This window comes from Spirosoma pollinicola, from assembly GCF_002831565.1.
Taxonomy (GTDB): Bacteria; Bacteroidota; Bacteroidia; order Cytophagales; family Spirosomataceae; genus Spirosoma; species Spirosoma pollinicola.
Genome location: NZ_CP025096.1, coordinates 5646038 through 5658738, shown reverse-complemented (window position 1 = coordinate 5658738; position 12701 = coordinate 5646038). Strand labels below are relative to the sequence as shown.

Sequence of the window (12701 nt, the reverse complement as noted above, 5' to 3'; positions counted from 1 at the left end):
GTTAGAAGCCAACGTTCAGACCAACGGCATACGTTTGGGTGGTTGGATAGGCATTTAATTCAATCCCCTGACTGGTTGGGTTACCGGGCAGTTCGGCGGTGAAGCCGCTGTATTTCTTGATGGTCAGAATATTCTGCGCCGTCACGAACACCCGGACACTGCTCACCTTCACTTTATCGAGGATTACCTGGGGGATTTTGTAGCCCAGTGTCGCGTTATTGATACGGGCGAAATTTCCCGACTCAACGAAGTAGGTAGAGGCTTGCAGGTTGCCGCTGTTGGCCGCCGGTTCTGTTTGAATACCACTGCCGGAGGTCCAGCGTCCATAGGCCATCGACCGTTCTACATTGTCCAGCACATTCTGACGGAAGCCGCGTTTGCCGTTATACACCTGATTGCCCACATTGCCGTAGGCATCTATGCTCAAATCCAGCCCTTTGTACGTCAGTCCCAGACTAATCCCGAAATAGGCTTTGGGCTGATATGAACCCGCAAACTCGCGGTCGTTATCGTCAATTTTGCCGTCGCCGTTGGTGTCCTGATATTTGAAATCGCCGGGGTTGGCCGAGGGTTGAATAATCTGCCCGGCCGAGTTTTTGTAGCCGCTAACATCGGCGTCATTCTGGAAAACACCCAGCACCTGCAACACATAAAAACTACCCACAGGCTGGCCATTGTCCGTTCGGGTGGTGTATTGCTGGTTGGCACCAACACCCCCGTCGAGAATTGGTTGCCCACCGTTCAGGCCAATCACCGAGTTTTTGTTCAGCGTGGCATTGCCGCCTATACGATACGACAGGTCATTGGTGATTTTGCCCCGCCAGTTCAGCGTAAACTCCAGTCCCTGATTGCGAATCGAAGCTGCATTGGTTAGCACGACACCATCGGCATCGCCCGTTACCGAGGGCACTTTTACGTTAATTAGCAAGTCGCGGGCCTTTTTGTCGTAATAGTTTATTTCTCCCGACAGGCGTCCGTTCAGGGCAGTGAACTCGACGCCTAAATCAGCTTCTTCGGTCGTTTCCCACTTCAGGTTCGGGTCTTTGATTTGCGTAATGGCACTGCCTGGAGTGGCCACACCACCGCCGAAAGGGTAGGCTAGATTCGGTTGAACCGTAACGGTGTAGGAATCCGACGGAATCCGGTCGTTACCCACTCGTCCCCAACTGGCGCGTACTTTCAGCAGATCGAAAATATGCTGGTTCTGCATAAACGACTCATTGGAAATCAGCCAGCCAGCGCCCACCGAAGGGAAATAGCCCCAGCGGTTCTGGCTCGGGAAACGCGAGGAGGCATCGGCCCGAATAGTCGCCGTAAACAGGTATTTGTCGTTGTAATTGTAGTTGAGTCGCCCGATATAGGAGTTCCGGGTATACTTGTCGCCGGTGCCGTCGTTGGTTGAGGTATTGGCGTTACCTGTGCCGATGTACCAGAGGTTTTGTGCCGCCGGAACGTCTTTCCGAAAAGCCGTAAAACTGGTGAGCGTGTATTGCTCGGCGGTTGTTCCGGCCAGTATTGTTAGGCTGTGCTTATCGAACTTGCGATTGAAGGTCAGTAAATTATCCCATGTCCAGTGGAAGGTGCGCGTATTCCCGACGCTCAGGTTGCTGTTGGGGTTGCGCTGATTACCGCCCGCGTTTATGAAGGTGGTGGTGTCGTTGTTGAACTGGTAATTGTACACCCGGCTGTTCTGGTTCACCCAGTCGCCCCCCATGTTGCTGCGGAAAGTAAGCCATTCTACAGGTTTGATTTCCAGATAAGCCGACCCCAATAGTCGGTTGTCGGTGGCTTTGTTATTGTTGTTCTTAATGTCCAGAATGGGGTTCCCTACGTTCTGATAAACGGATGTGTTTCCGTACTTGCTCCCTTCTATTGACTGGATGAGCGGTGCCGCCCGGTATGCATCGTTATAAGCTGTATTTAGGTTTGCAATCTGGTTGTCGCCGTTAGCATAAGAAGCCGACATGCCAACCTTGACATACTTGTTGAACGTGAAGTCGTTGTTGGCCCGGATGGAGAAACGCTTGTAGACGTTGTCAATTACAATGCCCTGATCGGTGTAGTAACCCGCGCTCAGGAAATAAGTCGATTTGTCGGTGCCACCATTGATAGACAGGCCATGATTTTGCTGGAACCCGTTCCGCAGAATCTGGCTGTACCAGTCTGTAGAGTTCGTGCCGGGGCTAACGATGTTGCCACTGGCCGCGCTTACGTAGTTGGCGTATTCGGCAGCGTTGGCCATTTTGACCAGATTGGCGGGTAAGCGGAAACCGGCATTGCCCGTATAATTGACCGTCATTTTGCCAACGGTTCCGCGTTTGGTCGTAATGATAATAACTCCGTTGGCTCCTCGTGACCCGTAAATCGCCGTGGCCGATGCATCTTTCAGCACATCGACATTGACGATATCGGCTGTATTGATGTTCGAAATATCGTCAGTTAGTACGCCATCAACCACAAAAAGGGCAGCTGTTCCGGCCAGCGCCGTTCCTGTACCCCGAATCCGGACAACGGGCGAGCTGCCCGGCTGGCCGCTGCTGATAATCTGCACCCCGGCAGCTTTTCCCTGAAGTGCCTGTGTAGCTGTCAGGACTGGCTGCTTAACCAGTTCATCACCTTTGATTGTGACGGTTGCTCCTGTTACGTCGGACTTTCGTTGTGTGCCATACCCCACGACAACCACTTCGGCCAGTGATTTTGTGTCTTCGGCAAGGGGTACATTGATCACTGTGCGGCCCCCAACGGCGATCTCGACAGATGTGTAGCCAATGCTTGAAAAGACCAGTGTAGCGTTGTCGTCGGCTTGCAAGCTATAGGCGCCTGTGGCATCGGTAACGGTTCCGGTAGACGTTCCTTTTACCTGAACCGTTATACCCGGCAACCCCACACTCGACGGGCCATCTGTTACTTTGCCCGTTATCCGGATGGGTGCCCGGCCCGCCAGCGCTGGTTGAAAAAACAGAAAGAGGAGCAGATAGGCAAGCATGACTGACCGCCTGCCCACCCTCTGGTGGAGCGAAATGTTTTCCATAACTAATCTTAGTTGAGTCGTTACTAATACAGCCTGAGTAATCGTTAACTTAAACAGCTCTGCCGATGTGTAACAAAAAATAGCACTAACTTTCTAATATTTTTTTGCACAAAAGTAGGGGGGTGTTGTATAGTTGCCTAAAATAAGGGTACATCATTACTACATCATATAGGCTTTCTTAGGCTGTATTCGCCTTTTTTAATTACATCACACCTGGTTGGAAGGGTATTTAAATGAGAAACATGGTATGCGATCAGAGAAGTTATTCGCTGGATCGTCTGGTAATTGGTCTTTTATTGATTTTGGGGAGCCGAGTTTTCAGTATCGCCCAGTCGCCCTATAGTTTTTGTCGACCGGAATTGATTCAGTACACCCGGCAAACGTATGGGGGGTATAACCAGAACTGGAGTATTGCTCAACACCCGCAAACCCGTTTTATGTATTATGCCAACTCCAAAGGCCTGCTCGAATTTGACGGGAGTCGATGGAAAGTGTATGCGTTACCGCGCCGACAAAAAGTGCGGTCGGTGGCTATAGATAAACAGGGTCGAATTTTTACGGGCGCACTCGGTGAGTTCGGGTATTGGCTGCCGGGAGTGGCTGGCGAACTAACGTACCATTCACTGACGGGCTTGATTCAGGAACGGGCTTTCCGAACAGAAGAAATCTGGAATATTCAGATTACAGCCCAAGGCGTATTGTTTCAGTCGTTTGCCTTCATGTACCGCTATCAGCAGGGGAGGGTTCAAAAATTAGACGTGCCCAGCACGATGCTATTTGTGCATTCGGTACGAAACAGGCTTCTGCTAGAGGTGATCGACAAAGGACTGTATGAGTTGAAAGATTCCCGTTTTGTTCTTCTCAAAGGCAGCGAGTTTCTGGGCCACGAGGCTATCAATACCATTCTGCCAGTCGGCGATACCGATTTTTTGATTGGCACCGAGCGGGCAGTTTACCGCTATGATGGCGCGACGTTCGCGCCCTTTAATCCGCAACTCACGGCCTTTATGCAGCAAAATCGGCTCAATCGCGGGTTGTTGATCGGGCCGGACCGCTATGCCTTTGGCACGTTGCTCAATGGCGTGCTGATTACAGACGGGCAGGGGAACACCCGCTACCATTTCAACCAGAAGAATGGCCTGCAAAATGGTACCGTTCTTTCCATGCAGCAAGATGCCGATGGCAATTTGTGGGTTGGTCTGGACAAAGGTATCGACCTGATCAACCTCAACTCGCCGGTGTCTTATTTCACGGATTCGGAGGGTGATCTGGGTACACTCTACGATATGGCCCGACACGGGAATAACCTTTATCTGGGCACCAATCAGGGTGTTTATTACAAACCCTTAAACGCATTGGATTCACCTTTTCAACTGATTCCCGGCACACAGGGGCAGGTCTGGAATCTGGTTGTAATGGATGGCCAACTGCTTTGCGGCCATAATAAAGGCACGTTTCGCATCGAGGGAACAAAGGCGCAGTTGCTAAGCGGTATTACGGGTGGCTGGGTATTGCGCCGGTTGCGGCATCACCAGGATCGACTCATTCAGGGAACCTATACCAACCTCTGTATTTACCAGAAAGATGCTCGTGGCCAATGGGCATTTTCGCATAAAGTGGAGGGGTTTTCTGCACCGGTCCGGCAATTGGAAGAAGATGAAACAGGGGCCATTTGGGTGAATAAAGCCCCTAATCAAGGGGTGCAGCGGTTGCGTCTGTCGGCTGATTTGCGTCGGGTGGAAGCCAGTAAGGACTATGCCGATGCTGACTTTCGCACAGCCGCCGTTAATCTGTGCCGCATTCAAAACGAAATTCTGATAACCTCGGTAAAGGGCGTGCTTCGGTACGATGTGCCGACGAACCGATTTGTCCCGGCTGCGTCGGTTTTCCCCGGTCTTGGGACGGGTATTCGAAAGCTGTTTCCCATATCGGGCTCCGACCTGTTTGTGCTTCGTCAGGATGGATCGTTGAACTGGGTGTCGCCGGGTAAAAAACTGTCGGGGGCTATTCCGGTGAGAAATAACGAGTGGGTCGATGAGTACGAAAACATAGTTGTGCTCGATACCAATTACGTGGCTCTTTGCCGGGAAAATGGGTTTTCGCTCCTGCCGCGCACCGAACTGCCCCGAATGGTTGGCGGGTATGTGCGCCCGCCGGTTATTCGGGCCGTTACGGCGGGCGATGACCCCGTTGTGACGCGAACTTTCTGGCAGTCACCCACCGAGCAATCGTTTTCGTACCGACAGTCGACCGTCCTCATTTCCTTTAGTACACCCTATTATACCCGGCCCGCCAATTATAGTTACTGGCTCGAAAACAGCACACAAGCCTGGTCACCCTACACGGCGATTCATCAGAAAGAATTCAATAACCTGCCACCGGGCCAGTATGTATTCCATCTGAAATCAAACCTGAATCCGACCGAAAGCGTCTTCACCTTCACCATTCAGCCGCCCTGGTACTGGAATGCGTGGAGTAAGCTGCTCTATATAGCCATAGTACTCCTTTGTGCCAGATTCCTTTATGTTCTTCACCTCAGGCGGGTGGCCGCGCACCAGAACCAGATTCGCGAAAAACTGGAAGAAAAACTCCGTCATCAGGAAGAGCAAAGTCAGCGGGAAATTATTCTGCTGCAAAAAGAGCAACTAGAGCAGGGGTTGATCCAGAAATCGGAAGAACTGGCGAATTCAACGATGTCGCTCATTCAAAAGAACGAGTTGCTGGTACAGTTGAAGGAAGAGCTAAACCGCATCAAAATCCGCTCCGGCAATCGACGGCCGGGCGATGATTTTCACCGCATCAGCACCCTGATCGATACGAATATTTCGAGCGAGCAGGACTGGAAACTGTTCGAAGCGAACTTCAATAAAGTACATGAACAGTTTTTACGCCACCTGATCGAGAACTACCCCGACCTGGGTCAGGGTGATCTTAAACTGGCGGCCTATCTGCGTATGAACCTGTCTACCAAAGAGATTGCCCAACTGCTTAACATCACACCCCGTAGTGTTGAGTTAAAACGATACCGGCTCCGCAAAAAACTCAACATAGACGCCGAGACTAATTTGAGCGAGTTTATGATCAAGTATTGAAGGTCTCCTGCATTCTGGCGCGGGCATTTGCCCGTGCCGTTATATACATGCGAGCATATGCTCGCTACATTGGAAGGCACGGGCAAATGCCCGCGCCAGAAGGCAGGGGGGCCTCAGATCAAATCCCATCCTTTCCGATACTCCCGCGACAGCATGGCGTTGGCTTCGGAATTGTGGCGAAATTTCTCTTTACGGGCGTTCCATTCCAGCGGCTGGCCAAGCCGGTACGAGATCAGGCCAAGGTGCATGGGCATGGTCATCTGGCGGGCGTAGGCCAGATTCGACTCCGGCTGTTTACGTGATTTTACCGCGTCAACAAAGTTCTGCTGGTGTCCCGGCGACCGCTGAATCGTGATGGGTATTTCGGCAATGTCGTTCATGACAATACCGTTGATGGTTATTTCGCGGGTGCTGTAGTCGCACAGGAGCGTCCCTTTATCGCCTTCGAAATACGCACCAATGCCTTTCTTGTCGGCACCCGGCACATTTGGCGGGGTACTTGTCCAGTGCAGTTTCAGGTTATCAAATTCGTAGTCGATATCGATCCACTTGGGCGCATCGCCAATGCCCTCGGGGGCGGCACCTTTGGCATTGATGCTTTTCAGTCCCGTTGGGTTGACAGACCACCAGACCACATCGGCAATGTGGCACCAGAAATCCTGAAACACCCCGCCCGAATAATCCAGAAAGTAGCGATAGGTGAAATGACAGCGTTCCGGCGTGTAGAGCGAAACGGGAGCAGGCCCCTGCCACATATCCCAATTGAGCGTTGACGGGGGTGTTTGGTAATTGGCGGGTCCCAGCACGGGTGGGAATCCCGTTTTCCAGAGCCGAACGGTATGCACTTTGCCAATGGCTCCGCCCTGAATCAGCTCGACTACGCGGTGGTAATTATCGCCCGCATGAATCTGCGTGCCCAATTGGAAAATGCGGTCGTAACGCTTTTGAGCCTTCAGCATTTTCTGCCCCTCTCGAACGCTATAGGAGAGCGGTTTTTCGCCATACACATCTTTCCCCGCCTGAAAGGCCATAATGGCTACCTGCGCGTGCCAGTGGTCGGGCGTGGCGCAGGTGATGGCGTCGATGTCCTTCCGATCAAGCAGGTGCCGAAAATCAGAATAGGTTTTGGCTGTGGTATCAGGGTGGATTTTTTTTAAGGTGTCCAACGCTTTATCGAGGTGCGTCTGGTCCAGGTCGCAAAGGCCCACCACATCGACTTCGGGCAGATTGGCAAACCAGTTGAGGTGGTTGGTACCCATGCCATTCAGACCGATATGCGCTACCCGAAGTTTGTCGCTGGGCGCAACTTTACGTTTAAAGCTGGGAAACAGGGCTAAGCTCAGGGCGGCTGCGCTGCCTTGTTTAATGAAATCACGGCGGTTCGATTGGAGCGTCATAGCAGAAGATGCACGTAGTTGACAGGTTATTAGTCCTTTACCTCAAATGTCAAAAACTCAGGCTATCTACTGTATAAGGGGTTGATTTTGGTTGGGAGAAAATAAAGTGGGTGATTTTGACGCACGAAGAGAGGGGTGATTTAGTAGCGAGTAACTTCGTGGCGATCGAAATATGACCTGTCAAAACGAGCTTGATGTGGTGCGAGAGACGATATTTCAGCAACAGATTCAATCCGCCATTAACGTCCACGGGTGTTGATGGCGACCGTAGTAAGCCTTTACACACATGGCTGGTTGGGCTGTCAAACCGTGACTTTGAGATATGCTGCCTGTCGCCGGAGCGGTGGAGTTATAATTTTTACTCGTCAAGAGCCAGTTTTTGTTTGACTCCTTCTACGAACTCAGTTGGTACACCAGCGATAGTTGCAGTTTTGATAGAGTCAAAATCAGTTTGCTGAAGAAGGTTGATTACAAATACTTCTTTTTCCTGATTCTTCACTTCCTCAACCTTTTTCTGCTCATTCTCAATCGCCAACGCATTCGCGGATAGGGTCATTTCATAAGCTAACCGATTTTCCGGGGTTAAAGCACGAATGTCTAATTCCTTAATGGCTGCGTCTAACCACTCCTCTGTCCAGAACGGGGGAACCTGTGTCGGTTCGGTTGTATTAAGTGTCTTCATGGTATAAATCAGTTTCTTTAAGTCGCTTTGAATGTTAGCCAAGCTTATTGCGAATTCGTTTTACGTCTATGACATGAGAAGGATAAGATCGTAATAGGAATATCGCTGAGAAGTTGCTCGATGATGTGTTTGAAGATGTTAAAAAAGTCCGCCCATCAGGGGCGGACTTTTCACGCTGCAACAGGCATTTCGTCGTATGTCTTGCCGTTCAATTCTCTGCCAGCTAACTTCTTCTTTTTTCCACCCCATTGTTTAAAGAAAAAGGCAACGCCCTGTTGTTTACATTGAATTTGAATTTCCTCAACCCACTCTGGATTCATTGGACGCGCCTTGAAGCCAGATTCACCGCCAACTATTACCCAATCTATTCCAGTTAAGTTAAGATTTGAAAGTGGGCCAATTAGAGGCTCTAACGATAGGAACTTTACAGCCGCACCAGAATTACGCAAATGTTCAATGCGATCAGCAACCCGTTCGTCTTCAACAGAAACACCCATCCAAATATTTTTCGACCAATTTAGTTGGTCTGAATATTTAACTAAAAGTTCTGCCCTTTTTGTAAGCACTTGAAATGTATGTTGGGAACACTGATTCATAGTGTCAAAAACTTTTTGAATGAATGACAATGGTATGTCTTTATGGAACATATCACTCATTGAATTTACAAATACTACTTTTGGTTTTTTCCATGTAAATGGTAGGTGTAATTCTGAATCGTGAACTTTTACTATCTTGAAGCCATCTAAATATTTGGGCGAACCCATCGCTTGAAGTCGCTTAGTCATAACTTCCGCATAACAGAATTTACAACCGGCAGAAATTTTATCACAACCTGTTGTCAGATTCCACGTCATTTCTGTCCACTCAATACTAGATTGTGCCATATTTAGAATAAATTTAGTTGCATACTCTCGCCATGATGTCGAACTTTTAGGAAAAAATCATTTCCTAATTTATGCCGTGAATAAAAGGCAAGATGATATAAGGGTATATTTGTTAAGCCAGTCTTTATTTGTTGCTTATCTACTGGGGTTAGATACCCTAAATTTAACATTTTTTTATCGTATTGTGTAGCTAAAAAGCTCACTATATTCTGTTTATCAGGACTTTTTTTTAAATCTTCTCGCCAATTAGTATTTCCTAAAAAATGGCTTACCTTTTCATTTTCTTCCGACAAATAAAGGGATAAATTTCTGTTGTAATCCATGTGGATTGCAAGCAAAATTAAAAAATCAATGTTGAATACTGACAGTTTTTTTATTGTATCGAAATGTAGGTTTAATGAAAATGGGTCAACAAAACAAAAACAAAGTGTTTTGTATTTAGAATGTATGTGTTCTAGATCTTCACATATCTTTAGCACATTTTCATTAGTATCTCCTTCATAGTAAGTAATATCTCGATTTGGATAACAATCATTCACTCTAGCCTTTAGTGACTCCATTTTAGGTGATTCGAATTCAGAAAAAAAGAAATCAGTAAATGGATTTGGAGTATTCAAGGCAATTAACGGGGAAGTTTGTACAATACGATCTATACCTCTTATACTGGCATACCCAGAACCAGAGAATAAATCTATATAAACTAACCGCTCCCATTTACCTTTCATTGCGCTCGTGAAAATATCACACTACGCTCCAAGTAATTTGTATTTAAGCAATCCCCAGTCACCGATCTCTGGTACGACTAGATTATCATTAGTTACGTAAGTTATAGGCGAAAATTTAGACATAAGGTATAATTGAAGTGGTGTGATAAATAAAAACGCGTTGTCAAACTCGTATACTCTCGCTGTATTGCTCGCCCGAGCCAATCCTGATAGAGTAAAGTTGTACATGTATGGACAAATGGTGTCGAGGCAAGTTGTAGGGTATGACACAATATGGCTTAAAACCAACTATAAAAATGAGTTTTACCCTACCAAATTTTGCCGGATTGTGGAATACATCGCATAGTATGCCAGTTGGTGACACCCAACGTATCATTGTTTGCAAACTTGCAGAACCACAAGGATTTATCAATTATCATTTTATTGTTTCTTAATAAGCAAAAGCTCTACCTATGCCACACCGCCTTCTGCAAATATGAAAATATATACCTTATTTGCAAATAGAGGAAGACAATTTTAATCATAGTTTACAACCCTCTCAAAAGTCGCGTCATCTTTCCTTGCAACGTCGCCTATTTACACCCCATAATAATCTGACAACACCGAAAAATCCATAAATACACCGGTAGGTTTTGTTTGAAAAATGCTTCATCTACATGATCGGGCTACTGATTGGGCTTACCTGATTTGGCCTGGGAATTAGTTGGTTTAGTAGTTCATTGTTCATCTTGCTTACTGCCAGATTACGGTAGTAGGCAAGATGAAAGTCTACCGTAGAGAAACCGACTGGGCCCTGTAGTTGACTATAGTTTATGGTAAGAAGAACAGCATTCAGTATAGCCTTATTTTTTCTGGCAACCGTTGCCCGTGCACAGGATTACCCGATTGTGCCGGTGCCGTTCACGAGTGTTTCGATCAATGGCGGTTTCTGGCAGCCCCGATTAGCCACAAACCGTACTGTTACCATTCCGTTCGACTTTAAAAAATGCGAAGAAACGGGCCGGATCAACAATTTTGCCGTAGCGGGAGGGCTGGCCAAAGGAACGTTCAAGGGGAAACGATACGACGATTCCGACGTATTTAAAGTGGTGGAAGGGGCATCTTACTCGCTGCAAACCAAGTATGATCCCAAACTGGATAAATACCTGGATAGCCTGATTACCCTGTTTGCCGCAGCGCAGGAACCTGACGGGTATCTATACACGATTCGCACTATCCTGAAAGACAGTGCCAATATCAAAGACGATCAGGCGGGGCCAACGCGGTTTTCATACGTGGCTGGTAGTCATGAATTGTACAACGTGGGGCATATGTACGAAGCCGCTGTGGCTCATTTTCTGGCAACCGGCAAACGCTCGTTTTTGGATATCGCGCTGAAAAATGCCGATTACCTGATACGCACCATTGGGCCTGATAAGCTGGTTGTGGTGCCGGGTCATCAGGAAATTGAAATTGGTCTGGTCAAACTGTACCGCGTTACCAACGATAAACGTTACCTCGATTTCGCTCGTTTCCTCCTTGATATGCGCGGCCGTGCCGATAAGCGAACGCTCTTTCCCGATCCTGCTCACTCGGGCCAGGGAGCCAGTTATTTGCAGGATCATGTGCCGGTGACCCAGCAAAAGACCGCCGTTGGCCATTCGGTGCGGGCGGGCTATATGTATGCTGCCATGAGCGACATTGCCGCTATCCAGAATGACAAAGCCTACATGGATGCGCTTTTGGCTATCTGGAACGATGTAGTCGAGCGGAAGCAGTACCTTACGGGTGGGCTGGGTGCTCGCGGACACGGAGAAGCCTTTGGCGAAGCCTATGAGTTGCCAAATGATGTGGCCTATGCCGAAACCTGCGCGGCTGTGGCGAACATGCTCTGGAACCACCGCATGTTTCTGCTAACCGGCGAATCAAAATACATGGATGTGTTTGAGCGGGTGCTTTACAACGGCTTTTTGGCAGGTGTCTCGCTCGAAGGCGACTCGTTTTTTTACGTTAACCCGCTGGCATCCGACGGTAAACGTAAGTTCAATGTGGGGCAGGCAGCCACGCGCGCGCCCTGGTTTGGCACTTCCTGCTGTCCAACCAACGTCGTGCGGTTTCTGCCCTCGTTGCCCGGTTATGTCTATGCCACAAAAGGCGATAACCTGTTCGTCAACCTCTTCCTGACCAACCAGTCGAAGGTATTGGTAAACGGAAAGCCAGTGCAGATCAGTCAGGAAACAAATTATCCGTGGGATGGTAAAGTGGCGGTGACCCTTCAGCCGAAACAGGCTCAAACATTCACCCTGCGGATGAGACTACCGGGCTGGGCAATGGGAAAACCCATGCCCGGGCAGTTGTATACCTATGTTAACGCAGAAGCCAAAGCGCCCATCCTTCGGGTCAACGGAAAGGCAACGCCTTATACGATGGAGGCTGGATATGCCCGTATCAGCCGCACCTGGAAACCCGGCGACCGGCTGGAATGGACGCTCGATATGCCCGTTCGGGAAGTGAAAGCAAACGAGCAGGTTACAGACGATCAGCATAAAGTAGCCGTTGAACGTGGCCCCGTTCTGTATTGCGCTGAAGGCGCCGATAATGGTGGAAAGGCTCTGTCGCTCGCGGTTCCGGCAGGGATGACGTTCCAGCCCATGATGCAGCCCGAAAAACTTGGTGGTATTGTTTCGCTGTCAAACACCAACCTGACCCTGATTCCGTACTACGCCTGGTCGCACCGGGGCGCCAATGAAATGGCGGTTTGGTTTGGGCAGGTGAAGGAGTGAATTTACCACCCCCAACCGAAGCGTCGGACCGTCCCCTCCTAAAACAGGAGGGGGCTTTGCCGAAGGGTATTCCATTCTTGGTTCTACCTATATTAATTAGTTGGGGTTAGGACAACAATACCCCGTTA

At 48.8% G+C, this 12701-nt stretch carries 7 protein-coding genes; 2 read left to right on the top strand and 5 right to left on the bottom strand.

Translation table 11 applies throughout. The annotated features are described in order from the left end of the window. Position 1: 1 nt before the first annotated feature. Complete coding sequence (locus CWM47_RS23810) at positions 2 to 3031, bottom strand: SusC/RagA family TonB-linked outer membrane protein (RefSeq protein WP_100990671.1); 3030 nt, start codon at positions 3029 to 3031, stop codon at positions 2 to 4. Positions 3032 to 3264: 233 nt separating this feature from the next. Between CWM47_RS23810 and CWM47_RS23805 the strand changes: the two genes are divergently transcribed. After that, positions 3265 to 6123, top strand: coding sequence for a two-component regulator propeller domain-containing protein (locus CWM47_RS23805; RefSeq protein ID WP_100990670.1), 2859 nt, complete (start codon positions 3265 to 3267; stop codon positions 6121 to 6123). Positions 6124 to 6236: 113 nt separating this feature from the next. Here CWM47_RS23805 and CWM47_RS23800 read toward each other — a convergent pair whose 3' ends face one another. The 4 genes from CWM47_RS23800 to tcmP all read right to left on the bottom strand — a co-directional run bounded on the left by CWM47_RS23800 (position 6237) and on the right by tcmP (position 9811). After that, entirely contained in the window at positions 6237 to 7520 is a 1284-nt protein-coding gene (locus tag CWM47_RS23800; RefSeq protein ID WP_100990669.1) for a Gfo/Idh/MocA family protein, read from the bottom strand. 358 nt (positions 7521 to 7878) lie between these two features. Continuing rightward, the gene (locus tag CWM47_RS23795; RefSeq protein WP_100990668.1) at positions 7879 to 8202 is read right to left on the bottom strand and encodes a hypothetical protein; all 324 of its coding nucleotides are present in this window, start codon (positions 8200 to 8202) and stop codon (positions 7879 to 7881) included. Between the two features lie 170 nt (positions 8203 to 8372). Continuing rightward, positions 8373 to 9086, bottom strand: a complete 714-nt coding sequence (locus CWM47_RS23790) for a DUF5131 family protein (RefSeq protein WP_100990667.1) — start codon at positions 9084 to 9086, stop codon at positions 8373 to 8375. Between the two features lie 2 nt (positions 9087 to 9088). After that, positions 9089 to 9811, bottom strand: a complete 723-nt coding sequence (gene tcmP, locus CWM47_RS23785; RefSeq protein ID WP_100990666.1) for a three-Cys-motif partner protein TcmP — start codon at positions 9809 to 9811, stop codon at positions 9089 to 9091. A gap of 812 nt (positions 9812 to 10623) precedes the next feature. Here tcmP and CWM47_RS23780 point away from each other — a divergent pair. Beyond that, complete coding sequence (locus tag CWM47_RS23780; RefSeq protein ID WP_100990665.1) at positions 10624 to 12573, top strand: glycoside hydrolase family 127 protein; 1950 nt, start codon at positions 10624 to 10626, stop codon at positions 12571 to 12573. Positions 12574 to 12701: the final 128 nt, after the last annotated feature.